The sequence below is a fragment of the Streptomyces sp. NPDC060064 genome (assembly GCF_042736455.1).
In the GTDB taxonomy this organism is placed as follows: domain Bacteria; phylum Actinomycetota; class Actinomycetes; order Streptomycetales; family Streptomycetaceae; genus Streptomyces.
Genome location: NZ_JBHWWF010000017.1, coordinates 79,913 through 103,690, shown reverse-complemented (window position 1 = coordinate 103,690; position 23,778 = coordinate 79,913). Strand labels below are relative to the sequence as shown.

The following is a 23,778-nucleotide window of genomic DNA, read 5'->3' as shown; positions in this document are numbered from 1 at the left end:
CTGGACGGTCTGGACGGTGCCACGGGTCCGACCGGGCCCACGGGCGACACCGGGGCGAGGGGTGACACGGGTCCGACCGGGCCGACCGGGGCGAGGGGTGACACGGGTCCGACCGGGCCGACCGGGCCGACCGGGGCGAGGGGTGACACGGGTCCGACCGGGCCGACCGGGGCGAGGGGTGACACGGGTCCGACCGGGCCGACCGGGGCGACGGGTGACACCGGGCCGACCGGGCCGACCGGGCCGACCGGGGCGACGGGTAACACCGGGCCGACCGGGCCGACCGGGAACACCGGGAACACCGGGAACACCGGGAACACCGGGGCGACGGGTAACACCGGGGCGACGGGTAATACCGGGCCGACCGGGCCGACCGGGCCGACCGGGCCGACCGGGCCCAGGGGTAACACCGGGCCGACCGGGCCCACCGGTCCCAAGGGACACTGCAGTGACACCGAGGGCTACACCGTCACGCTCACGGCAGGTGGCACGGTCCAGCACCACGTCGTGCTCGTCGACGGGGTTTTGTACGACCTGAATGTCGCGACAGGGCTCTATGCCAACATCAGCGCCCCCCCCATCCTCGGCTTCCCGCTGGATGTCTGCGGCGTCGACGTCGAGGTGAACGGCCTCATTGTCACCGTCAGGGTGGTGGCCGGGGACGGGAGCGTTTGGACGATCACCGGCACCGTCGACCCGATCACGGGTAGCGTGACCTTCGTTGGCCCGTGGGTCCAGGTGACTGCGCCGCCGCCGCTTTTCCGGACGACCGAGTTGAAGGGTCCCCTGCGTGCCGACGCCGAGATGAACTATGGCCTGATGGGTATGGACCGACCCTGACCCCGTCGGGATCGTGACGACGCGTGCTGTGCCCGTTCTCGGGTACAGCACGCGTCTTCTTGTGCTGCTCCAACTGAACCTACGCCCAGGGCAAGCGCTCACAGCGTTGCTCCCGGCCTTGCTCACCGCTCCGCGTCACCGCCGCTGTGAAGGGGCCGTAGGCTTACCGCGGAGTTGGGGTGTGGGGCGGGGAGGATGTCTGACATGGGTGCTGTGAACGGCATGAAGAGCAAACGCATGCCGCGCGCCGTGCGCGAGCGGCAGATGATGGACGCGGCCGTGCGGACCTTCGGGCAGCGCGGCTACCGGGCAGCCTCGATGGATGAGATCGCGGAGCTGGCCGGGGTCTCCAAGCCGCTGGTCTATCTGTACTTGAACTCCAAGGAAGAGCTCTTCACGGCGTGCATCCGGCGCGAGGCGGAGGCGCTGATCGTCGCCGTGCGAGCGGGAGCCGAGCCGGGGCTCGCGGCGGACCGTCAGCTGTGGTCGGGGCTCGCGGCGTTCTTCACGCACACCGCAGAGAACCCGGACGGCTGGGCGATCCTGCACCGGCAGGCGCGCACGCACGGAGAGCCGTTCGCCGCTGAAGTGGCGGCCATGCGGGACGAGATAGTGACCTTTGTGACCGGGCTGATCGGGGCCGCGGCACGCGAGAGGAAACACAACCCGGAGCTGGCCGGCCGGGATGTCGGGGGGCTGGCGCAGGCGCTGGTGGGCGCGGCGGAGTCGCTCGCGGGGTGGGCGAACGAGACCGAGGGCGTCTCGGCGAAGGAAGCGGCGGGGACGCTGATGAACTTCGCCTGGATGGGGCTCGGGGACCTTATGCAGGGTCAGCGCTGGTCTCCCCGGTGAGGTGGACGCGGTCGCCACTGCGGAGTTGGAACGCCGAGCCGTCGGCCGCGTATGTCACGGTCGCGGGGAGCGGTACGGGTGCCTTGAACTCCGCGCGTACGTACGTTACTTGATCCGGATCGACCTCGGCGAGGCAGCGGGCGAGGGTCCACATGCCGTGCGCGATCGCGCGGGGAAAGCCGAAGAGCTTCGCCGTCAGCGGATGAAGATGGATGGGGTTGCGGTCGCCGGACACCGCGCCGTAGCGGCGACCCAGGCCGGCGGGCACCCGCCACTCGGCGACCGGGGGCAGGGCCGGTACGGGAGTGGCCTCGCGAGGAGCGTCGGGACGGTCGTACGTGGTGCTGTGCCGGGCGAGATAGCCGCTCCGTGACTCCCACACCAGCTCGCCGTCCAGCCGCGCCTCCGTCACCATGGTGACTTCGTTGCCGCGCGGGTGTGGCGTCAACTCCTCGGCGTACACGGTCAGTTCGTGGCTTTCCTTGGCATGTGTCGCTCGGTGCCGGCTGATTTCGATGCGTGTGTGGACCAGGCCGAGGAGAGGCAGCGGGAAGCGCCGGTCCGCCATCAGCCGCATCGCGAGCGGGAATCCGAGTATGTGCGGATAGGGGAGGGGCAGCGGGTCCGTCTGCCGGAAACCGCAGATCTCTGCGTACGCGACGAGGCGGGCCGGACTGATCCGTACACCCCGCTCCACCAGCCGGGTCGCGGGCAGCCGGGCCTCCGCCTGGACGTTCCGCTTCAATGGCGAGGTCAGTGCCCCGCGGGCCAGGGTCAGCGCCAGGGTCAGCGTCGGCAACGGCCCGTCCAGGGACGGGTGTTCCGGGCTCCAGAGGTGCAGCGGTGCCTGCCCCGGCCGCCGGTTCGGGAAACGGCCGGATGCTGTGCGAGAGAAGTGCGGCTGGCGGTCGGCCATTGTCCAGGCTCCCTGCGCGGTCGTGGATTTACTCCGAAGTAAGGTTACTCGGGAGTCAGGAACTGGTCGAGATGGTGAGCGCGGTCGGCGAGTTCGAGGCAGGGCCGCGCCGTCCTGAAGCACGGTCGGGACGTCAACCTCGCCCGGGAGGCGACGGGGAATCAAGCTGCGCGGCGCGCCGCAACGGGCGGTCGACGCGGGCAACCGCCCGGTGTCACGGGCTCAAGAGGGCAGCGGTCACACGGGACTTCGCGGCGGAGATCGAGGCGATGCACGCGAGGCCGGCCCGGTGACCTTCTGAGAAGGCCCGGTTGCCCAGAGTGCGGACGAACGGGGCGGCCGACGAGTGCGGTTCGCCACAATCGGGCCTCCGGGGCCGGGTCGTACGGTGGTAGTGAGGACGGCTCCGGCGACGGTCCTGAGCAGGATCGATGCGATTCGACCAGGAGCCACGCGGGCTGATGCGGTCCGGTGGGCTGTGCCGCGTACAACAGGCGAGTTGGGTCAACGCTGGATAAACTCCTCGTTTGCCGTGCGCGGGATGGGGATTCGGCGCGCACTCCACACGATCGACGGAGAGTGAGAGATGCGTACGAGCCAGCCTGGCATCCACCGGAGCCAACCCGCATGGAGCGACCTGTCGGCCGACGATCGGTGCGCTGTATGACTATGGCCCCGGAGTCCCCGGCACTCCTCGATCCGCTGCTCGACGAGGCACCGGCGCCCGCACTCTTCACCGCGGGAGGTGCCGCCTCCGAGCGCACTCTGCTCGACATCCTCGACGAGACCGCACACCGTCACCCGGACGCACCAGCCGTCGACGACGGTGACGCGCCGCTCACGTACCGCGCGCTGCTGGACGAGGTCGAGTCGCTGCGACGGCGCCTCGCCGCCGCCGGGATAGGCATCGGCGACCGGGTCGGCGTACGCGTGCCGTCAGGAACCGCCGACCTGTATGTCGCGATCCTCGCGGTGCTGGCGGCGGGCGCCGCGTATGTACCGGTCGACGCCGAGGACCCCGACGAGCGGGCAGAGCTGGTCTTCACCGAGGCGGCGGTGAGCGCCGTGATAGGCGCGGGCCGGGCCATCGAGCCGTGCGGCACTGCGGGAATCGGCCCGGGGCCGGCGGGTGCCCCTGGTGGTGCCGCCGGCAGTCGGCCGGGCCCGGACGACGACGCGTGGATCATCTTCACCTCGGGCTCCACCGGCAAGCCCAAGGGCGTCGCCGTCAGCCACCGCAGTGCTGCCGCCTTCGTCGACGCCGAGGCCCGGATCTTCCTGGCGAAAGAGCCTCTCGGCCCGGACGACCGGGTCCTCGCCGGGCTCTCCGTCGCCTTCGACGCCTCCTGCGAGGAGATGTGGCTCGCCTGGCGGCACGGCGCCTGCCTCGTCCCCGCACCCCGCTCCCTCGTACGCACCGGCCTCGACCTCGGCCCCTGGCTGGTCGAGCAGCGCATCACTGTCGTGTCGACGGTCCCCACGCTCGCGGCCCTCTGGCCCGCCGAGGCGCTGGACGACGTACGACTGCTGATCTTCGGCGGTGAGGCCTGCCCGCCCGAGCTTGCCGAGCGGATGGCCGTCACGGGCCGTGAGGTCTGGAATACGTACGGCCCGACCGAGGCCACGGTCGTCGCCTGCGCGGCACCGCTGACCGGCGAAGGGCCGGTACGGATCGGGCTGCCGCTGGACGGTTGGGAGCTCGCCGTCGTGGACGGTGCCGGCGACCTCGTCCCCATGGGCGAGACCGGCGAGCTCGTCATCGGCGGCGTCGGCCTCGCCCGCTACCTGGATGCCGACAAGGACGCCGAGAAGTACGCGCCACTGCCCGCGCTCGGCTGGGCGCGCGCCTACCGCAGCGGTGACCTGGTCCGGGCGGAGGAGGACGGCCTGCTCTTCGTGGGCCGGGCGGACGAGCAGATCAAGCTCGGCGGCCGCCGTATCGAACTCGGTGAGATCGACGCGGCGCTGCAGGCGCTGCCGGGCGTCGCGGGAGCCGCGGCTGCGGTACGTACGACGGCCGGCGGGCATCAGCTGCTGGTCGGCTATGTGGTGCCGAGCGAGCCGGCCGCCGGCGACCTGGCGATCGCGGACACCGCGGACAGCGCGGACAGCGCGGGCTCTGCGGCCCCTGGCCTCGTCGACGGCCCGGCCTCCGCCCCGGTGGCCGACGCCGACGTACCCGGCGCCCCCGGCATCGGTGCCGTTGCAGACCGCGCCGACAGCGCACATGCCTCCAGCGACGGGGGCGTGGGTGCTGCGCCCAGCCCGTCCGGCCTTGTGCCCGAGGTGGGCACGGACGCCGTGTCCGGCGTCGGCGTGCCGGATGGCGCGGGTTTTGCGGCTCGCAGTTTCGTCGGCGAAGCGGCCGCCGGCCCGTCGGCGGACTCTGGTGCCCCCGGCCCTGTGTCCGAGGTGGGCACGGACGCCGATGCCGGCGCGGCCTCCGCCGCCGCAGGCGGCACCCGCGCCGCCGACGCACCCGACGTCGTCGCCGACGCGCTGCCCCTCGACGCGGATTCCTTCGACCAGGCCGACGCCCTCGCGCGCCTGCGCAAGGAGCTGCCCGCCGCTCTCGTGCCGCTGCTCGCCGTCGTGGACACCCTCCCGACCCGTACCTCGGGCAAGGTGGACCGGGCCGCGCTGCCGTGGCCGCTGCCCGCTCTGGACATTCCGGCCACCGGTCAGGCCGAGCTCACGGCCACCGAGGCCTGGCTGGCCGAGCAGTGGACCGATCTTCTCGGGGCGCCGGTGAACAGCCCCGACGCGGACTTCTTCGCGAGCGGCGGCGGCAGTCTGGCCGCCGCGCAGCTGGTGTCCCGGATCCGGGAGCGGTACGCCGCCGGATCGGTCGGCGACATCTACCAGAACCCGACGCTCGGCGCGCTCGCCCGGACGCTGGAGGCGCCCTCCGCGGGCGCGGCGCCGGAGCGGGATGTGCGGCCGGTGCCGCGCCTGACCGGTGTCGCGCAGGTGCTGCTGATGCTGCCGCTGCTCGGCGTCGCCGGGCTGCGCTGGGGCGTGGTCGCGGCCGCGGTCAGCAATGTCATCGGGCTGCCGTGGGCGCCGACGGTGTCCTGGTGGTGGGTGGCGCTCGGCTGGCTGCTGCTCGTCAGCCCGCCCGGACGGATCGTGATCGCGGCGGGCGGTGCGCGGCTGCTGCTGCGCGGGCTGCGCCCCGGCACGTATCGGAGAGGCGGCAGCGCGCACCTGCGGCTGTGGACGGCGGAACGTCTCGCCGAGCTGAGCGGCGCGACCAGCCTCGCCGGGGCGTGGCTCACGTACTACGCACGGGCGCTGGGCGTCCGTATCGGCGAGGGTGTCGATCTGCACGCCCTGCCGCCGGTGACCGGCATGCTGCGGCTCGGCAAGGGCTGCGCGGTCGAGCCCGAGGTGGATCTGTCCGGGCACTGGCTCGACGGCGACCGGCTGCACATCGGTGCCGTCCGTATCGGTGCCGGAGCCACCGTCGGCGCCCGCAGCACGCTCTTCCCCGGCGCGCGGATCGGCAAGCGGGCCGAGATCGCCCCCGGGTCGGGTGTGACGGGCGCGGTTCCGGCCGGCGAGCGCTGGGCCGGCGTGCCGGCGGCCCGCAAGGGCAAGGCCAACCGCCGTCTGCCCGACGGCCGCCCGCTGCGCAAGCGCCGCTGGACGGCGGTCTACACGCTCACCTCGCTGGTCCTCGGGCTGCTGCCCGCACTCGCGGCGCTGCCCGGCCTGCTGGTGGTCGGCCTGTTCGTGCACGGCCGGACCGGCCTCGGCCAGGCGCTGACGGCCGCGCTGACCGCCGTACCGCTCGCGACGGTCGTCTCCATGATCACGTACGCGCTGATCGTTCTCGCCGGTGTGCGCCTGCTCAGCATCGGGCTGCGCGAGGGCTACCACCCCGTCCACGGCCGGATCGCCTGGCAGGCGTGGGCGACCGAGCGGCTGATGGACATGGCCCGGGTGCACCTCTTCCCGCTGTACGCGAGCCTGTTCACGCCCGTGTGGCTGCGGGCGCTGGGCATGAAGGTGGGCCGCGGCGTCGAGGCGTCGACCGTGCTGGCGCTGCCCGCGATGACGACGGTCGGCGACGGCGCGTTCCTCGCCGACGACACGATGGTCGCCTCGTACGAACTCGGCGGCGGCTGGCTGCGGATCGCCGAGGCGCGGGTGGGCAAGCGGGCCTTCCTCGGCAACTCCGGTATGACGGCCGCGGGCCGCTCCGTGCCCAAGCGCGGCCTGGTCGGCGTGCTGTCGTCGACCCCGAAGCGGGCGAAGGCGGGCAGCTCCTGGCTCGGTATGCCGCCGATGAAGCTGCCGCGGGCGGCCGAGGGAGGCGATCAGAGCCGTACCTTCGACCCGCCGAAGCGGCTGAAGTGGGCACGCGCGACCGTCGAGATCTGCCGGATCGTGCCGGTCATGTGCAGCGTGGCGCTCGCCGTACTCGCGCTCGCCGCCTTCGAGCTGCTGGCCGACCGCCTCGGCTTCGCGCTCGCGGTGCTGAGCGGCGGCGCGGTGCTGCTCGCCGGCGGAGTGGTGGCCTGTGTCGTCGCGATCGCGGCGAAGTGGCTGCTCGTCGGCCGCTTCCAGGCGGTGGAGCACCCGTTGTGGTCGTCCTTCGTATGGCGCAACGAGCTCGCGGACACCTTCGTGGAGGTGCTCGCCGTGCCGTGGCTGGTCGGCGCGACCGCCGGCACACCGCTGATGAACCTGTGGCTGCGCGGGCTCGGCGCCCGCATCGGCCGCGGAGCCTGGTGCGAGACGTACTGGCTGCCGGAGGCCGACCTGGTCACCGTCGGAGGCGGTGCGAGCGTCAATCGCGGCTGTGTTGTGCAGACGCACCTCTTCCACGACCGGATCATGCGCATGGACAATGTCGTTCTCGGAACGGGCGCGACGCTCGGTCCGCACGGAATCGCGCTGCCCGGCGCGGTCATCGGCGCCCGGGCCGCGGTCGGTCCGGCGTCGCTCGTGATGCGTGGGGAGCGGGTGCCCGCGGGCACCCGCTGGCTGGGCAATCCGATCGCGGCGTGGAAGCCGTAGCACGTAGAACACGCGCAAGACAGGCACGACGGGCGAGACCGGCAAAACGAGCACGACGAGCAAGACGCAGAGGACACACAAGGGTGACGGATTCGTACCTGCCGCAGCACGGCGACAGCGGCTACCGGACGACGGAGTACGACCTGGAGCTGGACTACCGCCCGCACGCCGGCCGGCTCTCCGGCCGGGCCAGGATCACCGCCGTCGCCAAGCGCCCACTGTCCGAAGTCGTCCTGGATCTGGGCCCGTTCCGGATCAACCGCGTCACGGTGGACGGCGCCCGCCCGGCCCGGTACACGCACCGCGCCGACAAGCTGCGCGTACGGCCCGCCAGGCCGCTGCGCGCCGGGGCGCCCTTCACCGTCGAGGTGCGCTACACCGGCGTCCCCCGCCCCGTCCGCACGCGCGACTGGGGCGACCTCGGCTGGGAGCAGCTGGAGGAGGGGGCGCTGGTGGCCTCCCAGCCGAGCGGTGCCCGGTCCTGGTTCCCGTGCAACGACCGCCCGGACGACAAGGCCGTCTACCGGATCGCGGTGACCACTCCGTCGCCGTACACCGTGGTCGCCAACGGCTCCCTCGTCTCCCGGACGATCAGTGCCTCCACCACCACCTGGGTGTACGAGCAGCCGGCGCCGATGGCCAGCTATCTCGCGACCGTTCAGATCGGCCCGTACGAACTGGTCGACGTGGCGCATGCCGGGCGGGTGCCGCAGCCGGCCGCCGTGCCCCGCGGGCTGCTCGATCGCTTCGAGTACGACTTCGCCCGGCAGCCGCAGATGATGACGGCCTTCACGGACCTCTTCGGCCCCTACCCCTTCGACGACTACGCGGTCGTGGTGGTGGACGAGGAACTGGACGTGCCCGTCGAGGCGCAGGGCCTGTCGATCTTCGGCGCCAACCATGTGGACGGGCGGCGCGGCAGCGAGCGTCTGGTCGCGCACGAGCTGGCCCACCAGTGGTTCGGCAACAGTCTGACCGTCGCCGACTGGCGGGACATCTGGCTCAACGAGGGCTTCGCGAAGTACGCGGAGTGGCTGTGGTCCGAGGTGTCGGGCGGGCCGTCGGCGGCGGCTCTCGCGGCCAAGTCCAGGGCCCGACTCGCCCTGATGCGGCAGGACATCAAGATCGGCGATCCCGGCCTGCGGCGGCTGTTCGACGACCAGGTCTACGAGCGCGGCGGCCTCACGCTGCACGCGCTGCGTACGGTGATCGGGCACGCGGCCTTCGTGGCGGTGCTGCGCGAGTGGACCGCGACCCACCGGCACGGCACCGTGACCACCGAGGAGTTCATTGCCCTCGCGCAGCGGCACTCGGCGCATCCGCTCGACGGGCTCTTCAGGATGTGGCTGTACGACGAGAAGCTCCCGGCCCTGCCGCAGCCGCGGCGCTGAGGGGTTGGGCGGTCCGGGTCGCCCTGCCGCGGGCCACCGGGCCCTGTGTGCCGGCGGGGTAAATCAGCCTTGTCGGCGATTGAGGCGCGGGGTCCGGGGCGGAGCCCCGGTTACGGACGGGCCGCGCGCCAGTCGCGTACGACAGCCTCGACGTCGAAGGGCTTGAGCCCCAGCGGCGGGCCCGGCGGCGGGCGGCGGATCGCCGCCTCGATCTTCTCGTTGACCTCGATGAGGATGCGCCGTACCCGGTCTTCCGTCGCGGCGCTGTCGACCGCCTCCCGCGCATCCTCGGCCTCCTTGCGCAGGGCGAGCGTCGGAGGCAGGACGGAGACGCCCTCGCGGTGCAACTTGCCCTTGACCCACCACAGTTCGTCGTACGGGGCGGTGTCGTCCGGCAGCGGTTTTCCGAAGCCGGCCAGGGACGAGAAGTCGCCGCGGTCGGTCGCTTCCCGGATCTGCCTGTCCACCCACGACTCGAAGCTGACGCCGGGGGGTTTGCGCTCGGTCACGGTCGGCTCCTCACGTCTCGTCCTTCCATCGTAGGAGCGGAGCGTGCGGTGACCGGAAAGGCCGCCCCGGTATACCCGGGCACAAAGGCAGGAGCCCCGATCCATACGGAACGGGGCTCCTTGGTACTGCTGAGTCGTGCGCGATCGCCGACCCTGGCTGACTAGGCCGGGGTGACGTTCTCCGCCTGCGGGCCCTTCGGGCCCTGGGTGACGTCGAAGTTCACGACCTGGTTCTCCTCGAGAGAGCGGAAACCAGACGCGTTGATCGCGGAGTAGTGGACGAAGACATCCGGGCCGCCGCCGTCCTGGGCGATGAAGCCGAAGCCCTTTTCAGCGTTGAACCACTTGACGGTTCCGGTAGCCATAAGCCCTCCTTGGGCCAAAGGGTTGCCCTGCTCCAGAACCTGCAAGAAGTCTGAAAACTACAAAAGCCTGCGGGTTACATGCTCCGCAGGCTCTGTACTGCAAGGGAAACCAAACTGCAACTTGCGTCGAGCCTAGCACGCAGCGTGTGCGCAGCGGTAGAGGGAAAGATCACGTCACCCGTGAGTTTGATGGGACCCAAATCGGCTGACGGTGCAGCTCGGACGGGGGCATGAAGTCGTACGGCGTCGGCCCGGCCCCGGCGCAGTCAACGGCGGGCCACGGGTCTAGCCTCGCGATGTGGACAGTCTTGGAGAAAGCACAGCAACCGACCACCGTCGCAGCCGGCCACGTGTCGGCCACATCCAGTTCCTGAACTGTCTGCCCCTCTACTGGGGGCTGGCGCGGACCGGAACTCTCCTCGATTTCGAGCTGACGAAGGACACCCCGGAGAAGCTCAGCGAGAAGCTGGTGCGAGGCGAGCTCGACATCGCGCCGATCACCCTTGTGGAATTCCTGCGCAACGCCGATCAGCTGGTCGCGTTCCCCGACCTCGCGGTCGGCTGCGACGGGCCTGTCATGTCCTGCGTGATCGTGTCCCAGGTGCCGCTGGATCAGCTGGACGGGGCGCGGGTGGCGCTCGGTTCCACCTCGCGCACGTCGGTACGGCTGGCGCAGCTGCTGCTCGCCGAGCAGTACGAGGTGACGCCCGACTACTACTCGTGTCCGCCCGACCTCGGCCTGATGATGCAGGAGGCGGAGGCGGCCGTGCTGATCGGGGACGCCGCGCTGCGCGCTTCGCTGCACGACGCCCCGAAACTCGGCCTCCAGGTCCACGACCTGGGGCTGATGTGGAAGGAGTGGACGGGACTGCCCTTCGTGTTCGCGGTGTGGGCGGCGCGCAAGGACTATCTGGCGCGCGAGCCCTTCGTCGTACAGAAGGTGCACGAGGCCTTCCTCGCCTCGCGGGACCTGTCCCTGGAGGAGGTCGCCAAGGTCGCGGAGCAGGCGGCGCGCTGGGAGATCTTCGACGCGGAGCTGCTGGAGCGCTACTTCACGACGCTGGACTTCCGCTTCGGGGCCGAGCAGCTCGCCGGCGTACGGGAATTCGCGCGCCGGACCGGGCCGACGACCGGGTTCGCGGCGGATGTGACGGTCGAGCTGCTCGGCTGACGGTCTGCGGGGTGGGACCGTCCACGGGTGGAACCGGGCCGGGCGGTCTACGAGGCGGGGATGGGCGCCTGCATGTGCTCGCTGATCCACTGGATCGTCCCGTCCTCCATGCCCTTCACATAGGTCTTGGCGTTGTGCTCGCCGCCCTGGATGATCTGCAGACGGGTCTTCACCGGGCCTTTGCCGTAGTTCCGGATGAAGTGCTTGAGGTTGTTCATCCCGCGCTCCTTGGTTCCTATCTGGAATGCGAGACAGACGTCCTTGTCCTTGCCTGCGGGCGTGGTGGAAAGGGCCTTCGCGAGCTTCTCCGGGTTGTTGGCCGCCTTCTCCTTCGTGTGACTGCCCCAGAGCGGGGAGTCGGGCACGGTGTCCGGGCCGGAAGCGATCACGGCCTTGAACTTGTCCGGGTGCTGCAGTACGGACTTCAGGCCGACGAACGCGCCGGACGACGATCCCATGAAGGCCCAGCCGTCGCGGGACTTGAAGGTACGGAAATTGGCCTTCACGAAGTCGGGGACGTCCTCGCTCATCCAGGTACCCATTTTCGGCTGCCCCGGTATGTCGCTGCCGTCGTAGTAGTACTTGGCGTCCGGATTGAGTACCGGCATCACCACGATGAACGGGAGGCTCTTGCCTTCCTTCGACCACTTGCTGATGCTGCTCTGCAGCTTGAGGTCGGTGCCCATCCAGTAGTTCTTCGGATAGCCGTTGCCGCCGGGCAGGGCTATCAGTACGGGGAAACCGCTGTTCGCGTACTGAGGGTCGAAGTACTGCTTCGGCGCCCACACCCATACCTTGCCCGTGAAACCGGACTTGGCGCCTTCCAGCGTGGTGACGCCGATCTTCGTGCCGTCGTCCAGGGTGTTCTGCGTGGTGAACGAGGCCTTCGGGCCGGTCGGCATCAGGGTCTTCGCGGAGGCTTCGTTCGCCGCTGTGCCGCCGTTGCTGTCCTGTGCGCCGCCGCCCGACTGACCGGCGGCGGGGGCCTTGGCGCTGGGGCCGTCGAAGGAGACCGGATCGCCTTCGTCCGAGCAGCCGGCGACGAGCGCGACAGAGCCGATGGCGACGGCGGCTATGAGGGCCTTGGACAGGCGTTTCATGGAAGGCTCCGAGGGTTCTGGCACCGTCGGCACGGACGGTTTCGGACAACACGTGTGAATTACGCCCAGGGAGACGGCGGTTGGCTCTGTTCGGTTGGCTCCGCGGCGGCGGGAATCCTCGTGATGCGACACACGGCGGGCCCTAGGCTGAAGCGCAGCACGCGCAATACAAGGCTGAACGCGAGGTAATCGGGGGAGTGCAGATGCAGCCGCTGGACCCGGGCGATCCGCAGAACATTGGTGCCTACCGGCTGCTCGGCAGGCTCGGAGCGGGCGGAATGGGCCGCGTCTATCTGGGTCGCAGCGCCGGTGGCCGTACGGTCGCGGTGAAGGTCGTCCATCCGCATTTCGCGCTCGACGAGGAGTTCCGGGCGCGGTTCAGGCGTGAGGTGGAGGCGGCGCGGCGGGTCGGCGGGGAGTGGACGGCGCCGGTGCTGGACGCCGACCCGGAGGCGTCCGTGCCATGGGTCGCCACCGGCTATGTGGCCGGTCCGGCCCTGTCCCAGGCGGTGACCTCGCACGGTCCGCTGCCCATCCGCTCGGTACGGGTGCTGGGTGCCGGACTCGCGCAGGCGCTGGCGGCCGTGCATGCGCTGGAGCTGGTGCACCGGGATGTGAAGCCGTCCAATGTGCTGCTCACGCTGGACGGTCCGCGGCTGATCGACTTCGGGATCGCCCGGGCCACCGACGGCACCGCCTCGCTCACCTCCACCGGGGTCTCGGTCGGCTCGCCCGGCTATATGTCGCCGGAGCAGATCCTCGGCAAGGGCGTCACGGCAGCGGCCGATGTCTTCTCCCTGGGCGCGGTCCTGGCGTACGCGGCGACGGGCGAGGCACCCTTCCCGGGCGACTCCTCGGCCGCGCTGCTCTACAAGGTGGTGCACGAGGAGCCCGAACTGGGTTCACTCGAGGGCGACTTGCGGGAGCTGGTCGCCGACTGCCTCGCCAAGGAGCCGACGGCGCGGCCCGCGCCGGCCGAGATCGCGAGCAGGATCGCGCCCGGTGGGGCGGCCGGACCGGTCGGGGCCGGGTGGCTGCCCGGACCGCTGGTGGAGCAGGTCAGCAGGGCGGCGGTGACGCTGCTGAACCTGGAGCCTTCGGCGGACCCGGTGGTGTCGGGGCCGGTGGCGTTCAGCAGCCCGGCGGTCGGGGTCTTCGGCCCGCCGGTGGAGCCGCCCCAGGACGCTCCGCCGAAGACGGGGGGCGCCTCCAACGGGCGGCTGTCCCTGTCGGTGACGGCCGACTCCGTACCGACGGAATCCGCTGCTCCGGGCGCTCGCCGGGGCCGGAAGGTGAGCTGCACGGTGGCCCTGGCGGTGGCGGGTGCGCTCGCCGGCGTGACGGTGGGCGGCGCGGTGCTGTTCGATCTGCTCCCGGGCGAGAACGACAAGGGCAGCGACACGGCGGCCCGACCGCCGGCCAGTAGCCCGTCGGCGCCGGACGGTTCGTCGGCGGAGCCGGGTGAGCCGGGCGTGAAGGAGGTGCCGAAGGCCTTCATCGGCGCCTGGAAGGGGCCGTTCGACGTCGACCTCGCCGGCAGCAAGATCAGCGCCGGGACCTTCAGGGTCGTGATCGGCACCGGGAAGGCGGGCGCGAAGGTCGGCACGGTCACCCAGTTCGACGTCCTGGGGAACTTCGCCTGCGAGGACAACCTGGTGCTGCGGAGGGCGACCGCGACGGAACTGGTCGCCGACGGCAAGTCCAGCGGCAAGGCGGGAAACCACTGCACGCCGGGCACGCACACGGTGAAGCTGCGACTCACCGGAGCCCGCCTGCAGTACACGTCCCAGGAACCACGGGCGGGCGACCCGCGCGCGCTGCTGGACCGGGAGCAGTGACCGGGAGGGCCGGCCGGCCGGCCCCGGAGCGGTGACCGGCTGCCGTGCCTCCCGACCGCGCCCGCGGATCGCGACAACGGCTGGCGTACGCTGGATCGGCCCGCTGATGCTCTGAAACACCGCCGAAAGGTGACGCCCGGTGACCGAGAAGGCCGACCTTCAGTCCGTGCTGGACCGTGCTGCCGAGGGGGGCCGGATCACCCCGGAGGAGGCGCTCGACCTCTACCGTTCCGCGCCGCTGCACGCGCTGGGCGCTGCGGCGGACGCCGTACGGCGGCGGCGGTACGCCGGTACGGAGCACATCGCGACGTACATCATCGAGCGCAACATCAACTACACCAATGTGTGCGTCACGGCGTGCAAGTTCTGCGCCTTCTACGCCCCGCCGAAGGATGTCGAGAAGGGCTGGACGCGCGACCTCGACGACATTCTGCGGCGCTGCGCCGAGACCGTGGAGCTCGGCGGCACGCAGATCATGTTCCAGGGCGGGCATCACCCGGACTACGGCGTCGAGTACTACGAGAAGCACTTCGCCGCGATCAAGAAGGCGTACCCGCAGCTGGTCATCCACTCCCTCGGGGCCTCCGAGGTCGAGCACATGGCCCGTATCTCCAAGGTCTCCGTCGAGGAGGCGATCCAGCGCATCCACGCCGCCGGACTCGACTCCTTCGCGGGCGCCGGCGCCGAGTTGCTGCCCGAGCGGCCTCGCAAGGCGATCGCGCCCCTCAAGGAGTCCGGCGAGCGCTGGCTGGAGATCATGGAGGCCGCGCACCGTCTCGGCGTCGAGTCCACGTCCACCATGCTCATGGGAACCGGCGAGACCAACGCCGAGCGGATCGAGCATCTGCGGATGATCCGCGAGGTGCAGGACCGGACGGGCGGCTTCCGGGCCTTCATCCCGTACACGTACCAGCCGGAGAACAACCACCTCAAGGGCCGTACGCAGGCGACGCTCTTCGAGTACCTGCGCATGATCGCGATCGCGCGGCTCTTCCTCGACAATGTCGCGCACATCCAGGGCTCGTGGCTGACCACGGGCAAGGAGGTCGGCCAGCTGTCGCTGCACTACGGCGCGGACGACCTGGGCTCGATCATGCTCGAGGAGAATGTGGTCTCCTCGGCGGGCGCGAAGCACCGGTCGAACCGGATGGAGATCATCGACCTGATCCGTAAGTCGGGCCGTGTCCCGGCGCAGCGGACGACGACGTACGAGCACATCGTGGTGCACGACGACCCGGCGAACGACCCGGTCGACGAGCGCGTCGCCTCGCACATCTCGTCGACGGCGATCGCGGGCGGTACGGCACATCCCGAGCTGAAGCTGCTCGCGTCCAACTGAGGCTGTTTTGATGACTATTCATGCCGCGTCGCTGGTTCTTCCGGTCGGCGCGGCGCCGGTGCCGGACGGTGCGGTCGTCGTCGACGGCAACCGGATCGCGGCCATCGGCCCGTACGAGGAGCTGGCGGCGGACCGTCCGCAGGCCCGCGTCCGGCGCTGGCCCGGCGTTCTGACGCCCGGCTTGCGTCAGTGGCACGGCACCTGGCTGCTGAAGCGCTGCTACCACCCCGATCCGCGGGAGGCCGGCGAGCTCGGTGAACTGCCGCTGTCCGGAGCGGAGCTGGAGGCGCTGGAGCTGGACGGTGTCCGCTGGGCGGGCAGCGTGCGCCGCGGTCTGCAGCGGATGCTGCGGCACGGCACCACGGCGCTGGCGGTCACGCTGAACGACCCGGTCGTACGGACCGCGGTCGTCCGCTCCGGGCTGACCGTCGTCTCCGCGGTGGGCGCCCCGGGAATCCTCGCCGAGGGTCCGGATCTCGACCCCTTCGTGGCGGGGTATGACCTCGCGGGCTCCGTGCACGCCCCACTGGCCGTCGGCGCCCGGGCCGACTTCGCCGTGTTCGACGTGGCGGACGAGGCCGCTCTGCAGGCCACCGGCGCCGGGAGTTGCGTGGCCACCGTCCTCGACGGGCGGCTCGTCCACCGGGCGCGCTGACTGATCACCGAGGACAACGGGATGTTCCCGCCCGCAGAGGGCCGGGCCGTCGACCGGGTGAAGGACGTGGACCTGGCCGCCCTGCTCGAACCCTGATCCCGCCCGACCGGCACAATGGAGCCGTGACCCGAGCATCCCTGGACAAGCAGCCGCACGAAGTCGCCTCGATGTTCGACGACGTGGCGGCGAACTACGACCTCACCAACGATGTGCTCTCGCTCGGCCTGGACAGGCTGTGGCGCAGGGAGGTCGCGAAGGCGGTGGACGCCCGCCCGGCGCAGAAGGTCCTCGACCTGGCCGCCGGCACCGGAACCTCTTCGCTGCCGTTCACCGTCACCGGCGCGTATGTCGTGCCGTGCGACTTCTCCCTCGGCATGCTGCGCGAGGGCAAGAAGCGCAACCCCTGGCTGCCGCTCACCGCGGGCGATGCGACGAAGCTGCCGTTCCGCGACGATGTCTTCGACGCCGTGACGATCTCCTTCGGGCTGCGCAATGTGCAGGACACGGACACGGCGCTGCGCGAGCTGTACCGGGTGACCAAGCCGGGCGGGCGGGTCGTGATCTGTGAGTTCTCGCAGCCGACCTGGGCGCCGTTCCGGACCGTGTACACCGAGTATCTGATGCGGGCGCTGCCGCCGGTGGCGCGGGCGGTCTCGTCCAACCCCGACGCGTACGTCTATCTCGCCGAGTCCATCCGCGCCTGGCCCGACCAGGCGGGACTGGCGAAGCGGCTGCAGCAGGCCGGCTGGTCCAAGGTCGCATGGCGGAATCTGACGGGTGGGGTGGTGGCACTGCACCGCGGCACCAAGCCCGCGCCCCCGTCCTCGTCCGAGCCCGCGACCCCGTCCGCGTCCCAGTAAGCCTCGATGAACTACCAGTCCGTCCTGGAACGGATCGCCGAGGACGTCACACAACAGGTCGGCAGCGGCAGACCCGCCGAGTACATCCCGGCACTCGCCTCCGTCGACCGGCACCGCTTCGGCATGGCCCTCGCGGATGTGGACGGCAAGGTGTACGGAGTCGGGGACTGGCAGCGCCCCTTCTCCGCCCAGTCGATCACCAAGGTCTTCACCCTCGCGCTGGCGCTGGCCCAGGGCGGCGACAGTCTCTGGGAGCGGGTCGGCCGTGAGCCCTCCGGCAACCCCTTCAACTCGCTGGTGCAGCTGGAGTACGAGAACGGGATCCCGCGCAATCCCTTCATCAACGCGGGCGCGCTCGTCGTCACCGACCGCCTGCAGACCCTGACCGGCGACGCGAGCAGCGAGCTCCTGGAATTCCTGCGACAGGAGAGCGGGAACCCGGAGCTGGCCTTCGACGCGGAGGTCGCCGAGTCGGAGTCCGCGTTCGGTGACCGCAACGCCGCCCTGGCCCACTTCATGGCCTCCTACGGCAACATCACCAACCCCGTCCCCACCCTCCTCGAGCACTACTTCTGGCAGTGCGCGATCGAGATGAGCTGCGCCGATCTGGCCCTGGCGGCCCGCTTCCTGGCCCGCCACGGGCTGCGCGCCGACGGCTCCCGCCTGCTGACCCTCAGCGAGGCCAAGCAGATCAATGCCGTGATGCTCACCTGCGGCACGTACGACGCGGCCGGAGAGTTCGCTTACCGGGTCGGACTGCCGGGCAAGAGCGGCGTGGGCGGCGGGATCGTCGCGGTCGTGCCGGGGCGCTGCACGCTGTCGGTATGGAGCCCGGGCCTCGACGAACGCGGCAACTCGGTGGTGGGCGTGGCGGCGCTGGACCGCTTCACGACGCTGACCGGGCTCTCGGTCTTCTAGGGCGCAGCGGAGAAGGACCGGAGACCGAGGCTCGTGCCCCGAATCGGCGTGTACGAGCCGCGAGTTGACGGGAACCGGCGGGCGGGGAAGATGAGTCAGTTGTTTACGGCTTTCTTATCTCCCCGTCCCCGCTTGTCACTTCGGAGTGCTCCCCATGGCGTCGTACTGCCCGCATTGCGGAAACCCATCCCCGGATGAGGCGCGCTTCTGTATGAAATGCGGGCGTGAGCGGCTGCCGGAAGCCCCGGCTGCGCCACCGCCCGCGATGCCTCCGGCGGCCGCGCCCGCCGCGCTTCCGGCTCTTCCCCCGGCCCTGCCCGCCGCTCAGCCGGCCGCGCCCGCCTACGCGCCGGCGCCCGCCCAGCCATCGCCCGTCGGGGCGTTCCTCGGCCGGGCGTTCCGCGGTGACTGGCTCGCCTCGGCGAAGGCCGCCGCCTGGCCGGCCGGACTGCTGCTGGCGCTCGCGGTGGCGCTCGCCATCCCCTCGTACGGTCAGGACGACGAGGTCGTCGTCGGCTGGAGCGACCGGCTGCGGATCGCGCTCGCGATGCTGCTGCAGGCGTTCGGCGGCGGCTTCGAGGTGAAGGCCACGGACAGCTCCTCGCCGTTCGGCTCCGGCGGTTCGGGCTCCGGGTCCTTCGGCGGCGGTTCCTCGGACGGGATGTACGGCGACGGTTCCGGATTCCCCGGCACCTCCGGCTCCGGCTCCCCGGGATTCTCCGATTCAGGCATGGACGCGATCGCGCAGGGCAGCGCCTCGCTCTCGCTGGTGCCGCTGACGGTGACCGTGCTGTGGATCGGCGCGCTCTTCCTGGGTGCGCGGATGCTGCGTACGAGGGGTGCCGGGCTGGAAGCGGCCGTCCGGATCTCGGTGTTGGCCACCGGCGTGGTGCTGGTACTCGGCCTGTTCGCGCAGCCGGACATCGAGGGCGTGGAGATCTCCTCGTCCCCGCTGCTTGCCGCGCTCGGCGCGCTGGCGATCTCGCTCGCGGTGACCGCCGGGGTGCTCCAGCGCGACGACCTCGCCGCGTGGCTGGCGCAGCGGCCCGCCGCCCGGTCGACGGTGCGCGCCCTGGGGACGGCGGTGCGGGCGCTCGGCGTGGTCGTGGCCCTCTGCTCGCTGGTCGGCTTCATCGCGTACGCCAACGCGGACGGTGTGGACGGTACGGGCCTGCTCATCGCGCTGCCCATCCTGCCGAACATCGGTTTGGCGGTGCTCGGGCTGAGCTGGGGCGTACCGGTGAAGTACGACGTCCAGGGCCGGTTCAGCCTGATCGGCTCCGGCACGGAGCACGGCAGCTTCGGTCTTCCGGAGATCAGCGATGTGTGGGGCGGTGGCGCGGTCGCCGGGGCGGTGGCTCTCGGTGTGGTCTGCGCGCTCACGCTCGGCGTCTGGGCGGCCCGCCGCTCGGCGGACCGTCGCGAACAGCTGCTGGCCGGAGGCTTCTCGCTGGGCCTCGTGCTGCTGTTCACGAGCGTGAGCGGGGTCTCCGCCGACATGGCGGGCGGTATGTCGGACTGGGGCGGCCAGGGCACTTCGGAGTTCGCCCCGAGCGTTCCGGATGCGTTGCTGTTCGGCCTGCTGTGGGTGGGTGCGGCGACGTTCCTCGGCCCGTATGTGCTGCGGATGATGGGTCAGCAGGCGCCGGCGGTGCCGCTGCCGGCGTACGGGCCGGGCCCGGCGTACATGCCCGGCGCCCCGGCCGCTCCCGCTGCCCCGGCCACCCCGTTCGTGGCCGAGGCGCCCGCCCCGCCCGCGCCCTCTCCGTACGTCCCGCAGCCCCAAGTCCCCGGCGCGTACGACCCGCACACCGTGCACCTCTCCGCTTCACCGTCCGCTGCCGCGGCAGCCTCACCGGCAGTCGCCGCCCACGATCCCGCCGCCGCGGCAGCCGCCGCGGAACGCAAGCGCAAGGTCCTCGTGTGGACGGCCACCCTCACCGCCGCGTTCGTCATCGGCGGTGGCGCGACGGCCGGGGCGCTGCTGCTGAAGAACAAAGACGCGTCCGACGAGGCGAAGAACAAGCAGCCGGCCGCATCGCAGTCCCCTTCCCCGAAGCAGGACCCACAGGCCCCGGCGTCCCCTTCCGCAACCCCGTCCGGCAGCCCCTCCGCCACCCCCTCCACGAGCCCGTCGACACCTCCGCCGGGCGGTGCCACGGTCCCGGAAGGCTTTGTGCTGAAGCAGGACCCCGCCGGGTTCACCGTCGCGGTGATGGACGGCTGGAAGCGCCGGCAGTCGGGCAGCCAGGTCTTCTACGAAGCCCCCACAGGCGGTTCGTATGTCCAGATCGGCATCATCAAGAACACGCCGACGACCTCGTACGAGAACTTCCTCACCCTGGAGAAGAAGCACCTGGAGACTCCCGAGACCCAGTACGGGCGCACGCAGCTGATCCAGAACACGTATCAGGGACGGCCGGGCGCGCTCTGGGAGTTCACCCATATCCCCGAGCCGGACGAGGGCAGCCTGAAGCGCCATGTCATCGACCAGGCGTTCGTCGCGGCGGACGGCACGGAGTACGCGGTCCTTGCCGCCGGCCGCGCCGATCTCTGGGACCCGGCCAAGGACGTGGTCTTCTCGACCGCCCTCAACACCTTCAAAGTGAGCCAGTGAGCCACTGAGCTAGGGCTGCTGGAGCTCCAGCCGGAAGCGGTATCCCTTCTGCTGGGACACCGGCGTCGTGAACGTCTCCGCCAGCTCCATCCCCAGCCGCCGGATCACCGCGATCGAACGCTCATTGCGCGCGTTCACCATCGCCACCACCCGCTCCACCCCGGCCGCCCGTACCCGCTCCAGCGTGGTGCGGGCGGCGGCGGTCGCATACCCCTTGCCCCATGCGGCCCGCGCCAGCCGCCAGCCGATCTCGATCTCGCCGACCGGGCCGAAGGTCTCGTGCGGCCAGGGCTGCGCCCCGGTGAAGCCGATGACCTCGCCGTCCTCGTCGAGCATGGTCCAGAAGCAGAAGCCGTGCTCGGCGTCGTGTCTGCGCTGCCGGGCGGTCAGCTCCTCGTAGACGGACAGCTCCGCCGCCTTCCCGCCGTGGAACTCCATCACCTCCGGATCGTTGAAGACCCGGTGCCAGGCCAGGGCGTCCTCGTCGGTGGGCACACGCAGCTGTACGGCGGGGAGCGGCCTGCTCATAGGGGGGAGCCCTTCAGTTTGTGGATCAGTACGCCCCCATAGACTGCACATGTCCTGTGCCATTCGGTACGCAATATCGAGTCTTCGGGAGAACCCGCCGTGACCGAGCCCCTCTCGGAACAGACTGCCGATGTGATCGTCGTCGGGGCAGGCCCGGCCGGCTCCACGACCGCGTACTACCTGGCCAAGGCGGGGCTCGACGTCCTTCTCCTCGAGAAGACGGCCTTCCCGCGCGAGAAGGTCTGCGGTGACGGCCTCACCCCGCGTGCCACGAAGCAGCTGGTGGCGATGGGTATCGACATCTCCGAGGAAGCCGGCTGGCTGCGCAACAAGGGCCTGCGGATCATCGGCGGCGGCGTGCGGCTCCAGCTCGACTGGCCGGATCTCGCCTCTTTCCCGGACTACGGACTCGTACGCAAGCGCGACGACTTCGACGAGCAGCTCGCCAGGCAGGCGCAGAAGGCGGGCGCGCGGCTGTACGAGCGGTGCAATGTCGGGGCCCCGATCATCGACGAGCGGACCGGCCGCATCACCGGCGTCAACGCCAAGCTGGGCGAGGAGAAGACCCCGGTCACCTTCCACGCGCCGCTCGTCGTCGCCGCCGACGGCAATTCGACCCGGCTCTCCCTCGCCATGGGGCTGCACCGCCGCGAGGACCGTCCGATGGGTGTCGCCGTACGGACGTACTTCACCTCGCCGCGCCACGACGACGACTATCTGGAGTCCTGGCTGGAGCTCTGGGACCGCCGCGGCCCGCAGGACCGGCTCCTCCCCGGCTACGGCTGGATCTTCGGCATGGGCGACGGCACCTCGAACGTCGGCCTCGGCGTACTGAACACCTCCGCCGCCTTCAAGGAGCTGGACTGGCGCGAGGTGCTGAAGGCCTGGTGTGCCTCGATGCCGGAGGACTGGGGCTACACCGAGGAGAACATGACGATGCCGATCCGCGGCGCCGCGCTCCCGATGGCGTTCAACCGTCAGCCGCACTACACCAAGGGCCTGCTGCTGGTCGGCGACGCGGGCGGCCTGGTCAACCCGTTCAACGGCGAGGGCATCGCGTACGCCATGGAGTCCGGCCAGATCGCCGCCGACGTGATCGTGCAGGCGCATGCCCGGCAGACCCCGGCGCAGCGGGAGCTGGCGCTGCACCGCTACCCGAAGATCCTCAAGGACACGTACGGCGGCTACTACACCCTGGGCCGCGCCTTCGTGAAGCTCATCGGCAACCCGAAGGTCATGAAGATCGCGACGCAGCGCGGTCTGACGCACCCGCTGCTGATGAAGTTCACGCTGAAGATGCTGGCCAACCTCACCGACCCGACGGGCGGCGACGCGATGGACCGGATCATCAACGGGCTCTCGAAGGTGGCCCCGAAGGCCTGATACGGCCCACTGCCGGTCGCGGCATGCTGCGACCGGCGGCGCATACCCGGGTGAACGGACGAAGGGCCGCGGCTCCACCCCCGAGCGGGGGAGCCGCGGCCCTTCGAAGCGTGCCGCCAGTGCGTGGGCGGTCAGAGAACGCGGACCGCGCCGCTCGCCGGGTAGCCCGACAGGTCCTGGATCACGACGCCCTTGCCGGGGTTGGCGGCGTCGAGGTACTGGCCGTCGCCGATGTAGACACCGACGTGGTACGCGGAACCGGCGCCGCCCCAGTAGAGGATGTCGCCGATCTGGAGGTTGCTGGTGCCCACCTGGGTGCCGGCCACCGACTGGTCCTGGGAGACGCGGGGCAGGTCGACGCCGACCTGCCGGAAGGCGGCCTGGACGAGGCTGGAGCAGTCCCACGAGTTGGGTCCGGTGGCGCCCATGACGTAGGCGTCGCCGAGCTGTGCCTTGAGGAAGGCGACGACGGTCGCGGCGGAGCCCGTGGCGTTCGAGGTGTTGGAGGACGCGGAGAGCGTGGTGCGCTCGGACGACCGGGAGGCGCGCTGTGCCTCGGCGTCGGCGCGCTTCTTCGCCTCGGACTTCTCCTTGGCCTCGGCCTTGCGGTCCGCCTCGGCCTTGGCCTTCTTGGCGGCCTGCGCGGCCTTGACGGCGGCGGCGTTCTCCTGGGCCTGCAACTCGAGGTCGAGCGCGATCTCCTGAGTGGCCTCGGCGGACTGCGAGACGGCGGCGGAGAGCGAGGGGCCGGACGTGAGCGTCGGCATCTCGATGGTCTCGGTCACCGGCTCGGCGTTCGCCGGCCCGGCAGCTCCGGCCACCGCGATGGTGCTGAGGACGCCACCGGCAACTCCGGCCCGAAGCGCCAACTTCGAGGCACTGCGGCGGGGCTTCCGGTGGCTGGGTATGTGAGCGGTGTGGGACATGAGTACAACCGGTATCAAGTACTCACGGTTCCCTTCAAGAAACGTGTGTTGCGCCACAGTTGCGACCGGAACGTCTGAATCCGCTCTGCTCCGGCCTTTATTGACGCCGTAACGGGCAATTCGGGCACGCAAGATCACGGCTGTGATCATGGGCTTTCCGTAAAAGGTCCGAATTGCCTGGCACTTACCATCCCTTCACGCCGATGGCCAAGCCCCCTTTTATTGATGAATGACGTGAGTGGTGCAGGTCACAGAAAGGTCAACGTCCTGGCGTCCGGCAGCTCGTGAATGCGAGCACGCGTCCACCCGGATCCGCGCGGGTCCCTCGGGTGGGTGACGCGGAGTCCACTATCACCCGATGCGGCCCATTGCCAATTTGCCTGTACGGGCCACCACTTGATAGGGCGCATGCCCTCCGACCAGCGGTAACACCACCGGATGTCACGTCTGGTAACCACTCGGGCGCTTCGCGTATGAAGATCACCGCTCATCCGACTTCATGATCGTTCGCCGGGTGGTGGAGATCACAAAGACGTTGTCGTACC

The 23,778-nt window shown here is 70.7% G+C and carries 18 protein-coding genes; 12 read left to right on the top strand and 6 right to left on the bottom strand.

The features are described 5' to 3' along the window. Nucleotides 1-507 precede the first annotated feature (507 nt). Together ACFWDI_RS21255 and ACFWDI_RS21250 are read left to right on the top strand one after the other, a co-directional pair. Nucleotides 508-840, top strand: a complete 333-nt coding sequence (locus ACFWDI_RS21255) for a hypothetical protein (RefSeq protein WP_385305977.1) — start codon at nt 508-510, stop codon at nt 838-840. A gap of 204 nt (nt 841-1,044) precedes the next feature. Next, nucleotides 1,045-1,692: a TetR/AcrR family transcriptional regulator gene (locus ACFWDI_RS21250; RefSeq protein ID WP_385305976.1), complete on the top strand. Its 648-nt coding sequence runs from the start codon at nt 1,045-1,047 to the stop codon at nt 1,690-1,692. Here the strand turns inward: ACFWDI_RS21250 and ACFWDI_RS21245 are convergent. Then, complete coding sequence (locus ACFWDI_RS21245; RefSeq protein WP_385306089.1) at nt 1,661-2,482, bottom strand: MaoC family dehydratase; 822 nt, start codon at nt 2,480-2,482, stop codon at nt 1,661-1,663. The genes ACFWDI_RS21250 and ACFWDI_RS21245 overlap by 32 nt on opposite strands. 789 nt (nt 2,483-3,271) lie before the next feature. Here ACFWDI_RS21245 and ACFWDI_RS21240 point away from each other — a divergent pair. Together ACFWDI_RS21240 and ACFWDI_RS21235 are read left to right on the top strand one after the other, a co-directional pair. Further along, nucleotides 3,272-7,633, top strand: coding sequence for a Pls/PosA family non-ribosomal peptide synthetase (locus tag ACFWDI_RS21240; RefSeq protein ID WP_385305974.1), 4,362 nt, complete (start codon nt 3,272-3,274; stop codon nt 7,631-7,633). 83 nt (nt 7,634-7,716) lie between these two features. Continuing rightward, nucleotides 7,717-9,024, top strand: coding sequence for a M1 family metallopeptidase (locus ACFWDI_RS21235; RefSeq protein WP_385305972.1), 1,308 nt, complete (start codon nt 7,717-7,719; stop codon nt 9,022-9,024). Between the two features lie 110 nt (nt 9,025-9,134). Here ACFWDI_RS21235 and ACFWDI_RS21230 read toward each other — a convergent pair whose 3' ends face one another. Then, a complete protein-coding gene (locus ACFWDI_RS21230) occupies nt 9,135-9,533 on the bottom strand; it encodes a DUF1992 domain-containing protein (RefSeq protein ID WP_385305970.1) in 399 nt (132 codons plus the stop codon). A 161-nt stretch (nt 9,534-9,694) separates the two neighbouring features. After that, on the bottom strand, nt 9,695-9,898 hold the full coding sequence (locus ACFWDI_RS21225; RefSeq protein ID WP_003967102.1) for a cold-shock protein: 204 nt from the start codon (nt 9,896-9,898) through the stop codon (nt 9,695-9,697). A gap of 298 nt (nt 9,899-10,196) precedes the next feature. On the opposite strand from ACFWDI_RS21225, the gene ACFWDI_RS21220 reads away from it, so the two are divergent. Next, entirely contained in the window at nt 10,197-11,069 is an 873-nt protein-coding gene (locus ACFWDI_RS21220) for a menaquinone biosynthetic enzyme MqnA/MqnD family protein (protein ID WP_385305968.1), read from the top strand. Nucleotides 11,070-11,116: 47 nt separating this feature from the next. Here ACFWDI_RS21220 and ACFWDI_RS21215 read toward each other — a convergent pair whose 3' ends face one another. After that, complete coding sequence (locus ACFWDI_RS21215) at nt 11,117-12,169, bottom strand: alpha/beta hydrolase (protein ID WP_385305966.1); 1,053 nt, start codon at nt 12,167-12,169, stop codon at nt 11,117-11,119. A 203-nt stretch (nt 12,170-12,372) separates the two neighbouring features. Between ACFWDI_RS21215 and ACFWDI_RS21210 the strand changes: the two genes are divergently transcribed. The 6 genes from ACFWDI_RS21210 (at nt 12,373) to ACFWDI_RS21185 (ending at nt 20,396) form a co-directional block, all read left to right on the top strand. After that, complete coding sequence (locus tag ACFWDI_RS21210) at nt 12,373-14,007, top strand: serine/threonine-protein kinase (RefSeq protein ID WP_385305965.1); 1,635 nt, start codon at nt 12,373-12,375, stop codon at nt 14,005-14,007. Between the two features lie 139 nt (nt 14,008-14,146). Continuing rightward, nucleotides 14,147-15,346, top strand: a complete 1,200-nt coding sequence (gene mqnC / locus ACFWDI_RS21205; RefSeq protein ID WP_327325397.1) for a cyclic dehypoxanthinyl futalosine synthase — start codon at nt 14,147-14,149, stop codon at nt 15,344-15,346. A gap of 7 nt (nt 15,347-15,353) precedes the next feature. Beyond that, the gene (locus ACFWDI_RS21200; protein WP_385305962.1) at nt 15,354-16,001 is read left to right on the top strand and encodes a hypothetical protein; all 648 of its coding nucleotides are present in this window, start codon (nt 15,354-15,356) and stop codon (nt 15,999-16,001) included. A 122-nt stretch (nt 16,002-16,123) separates the two neighbouring features. Continuing rightward, nucleotides 16,124-16,861 carry a demethylmenaquinone methyltransferase gene (locus tag ACFWDI_RS21195; protein WP_385305960.1) on the top strand — a complete coding sequence of 246 codons (738 nt, stop codon included), beginning with the start codon at nt 16,124-16,126 and terminating at the stop codon, nt 16,859-16,861. 6 nt (nt 16,862-16,867) lie between these two features. Continuing rightward, nucleotides 16,868-17,779, top strand: a complete 912-nt coding sequence (locus tag ACFWDI_RS21190) for a glutaminase (protein ID WP_385305958.1) — start codon at nt 16,868-16,870, stop codon at nt 17,777-17,779. Nucleotides 17,780-17,933: 154 nt separating this feature from the next. Next, the gene (locus ACFWDI_RS21185; protein ID WP_385305956.1) at nt 17,934-20,396 is read left to right on the top strand and encodes a zinc ribbon domain-containing protein; all 2,463 of its coding nucleotides are present in this window, start codon (nt 17,934-17,936) and stop codon (nt 20,394-20,396) included. A 9-nt stretch (nt 20,397-20,405) separates the two neighbouring features. Here the strand turns inward: ACFWDI_RS21185 and ACFWDI_RS21180 are convergent, their stop codons facing one another. After that, nucleotides 20,406-20,924 carry a GNAT family N-acetyltransferase gene (locus tag ACFWDI_RS21180; protein ID WP_327325401.1) on the bottom strand — a complete coding sequence of 173 codons (519 nt, stop codon included), beginning with the start codon at nt 20,922-20,924 and terminating at the stop codon, nt 20,406-20,408. A 99-nt stretch (nt 20,925-21,023) separates the two neighbouring features. On the opposite strand from ACFWDI_RS21180, the gene ACFWDI_RS21175 reads away from it, so the two are divergent. Continuing rightward, the gene (locus ACFWDI_RS21175; protein WP_385305954.1) at nt 21,024-22,307 is read left to right on the top strand and encodes a geranylgeranyl reductase family protein; all 1,284 of its coding nucleotides are present in this window, start codon (nt 21,024-21,026) and stop codon (nt 22,305-22,307) included. Between the two features lie 131 nt (nt 22,308-22,438). Here ACFWDI_RS21175 and ACFWDI_RS21170 read toward each other — a convergent pair whose 3' ends face one another. Then, entirely contained in the window at nt 22,439-23,233 is a 795-nt protein-coding gene (locus tag ACFWDI_RS21170) for a C40 family peptidase (RefSeq protein WP_385305953.1), read from the bottom strand. Nucleotides 23,234-23,778 lie beyond the last annotated feature (545 nt).

Coding starts and splice junctions, on each gene's coding strand:
- ACFWDI_RS21250 (WP_385305976.1), top strand. CDS start 1,045: ATGGGTGCTGTGAACGGCATGAAGAGCAAACGCATGCCGCGCGCCGTG.
- ACFWDI_RS21240 (WP_385305974.1), top strand. CDS start 3,272: ATGACTATGGCCCCGGAGTCCCCGGCACTCCTCGATCCGCTGCTCGAC.
- ACFWDI_RS21225 (WP_003967102.1), bottom strand. CDS start 9,898: ATGGCTACCGGAACCGTCAAGTGGTTCAACGCTGAAAAGGGCTTCGGC.
- ACFWDI_RS21215 (WP_385305966.1), bottom strand. CDS start 12,169: ATGAAACGCCTGTCCAAGGCCCTCATAGCCGCCGTCGCCATCGGCTCT.
- ACFWDI_RS21210 (WP_385305965.1), top strand. CDS start 12,373: ATGCAGCCGCTGGACCCGGGCGATCCGCAGAACATTGGTGCCTACCGG.
- ACFWDI_RS21190 (WP_385305958.1), top strand. CDS start 16,868: ATGAACTACCAGTCCGTCCTGGAACGGATCGCCGAGGACGTCACACAA.
- ACFWDI_RS21185 (WP_385305956.1), top strand. CDS start 17,934: ATGGCGTCGTACTGCCCGCATTGCGGAAACCCATCCCCGGATGAGGCG.
- ACFWDI_RS21180 (WP_327325401.1), bottom strand. CDS start 20,924: ATGAGCAGGCCGCTCCCCGCCGTACAGCTGCGTGTGCCCACCGACGAG.
- ACFWDI_RS21170 (WP_385305953.1), bottom strand. CDS start 23,233: ATGTCCCACACCGCTCACATACCCAGCCACCGGAAGCCCCGCCGCAGT.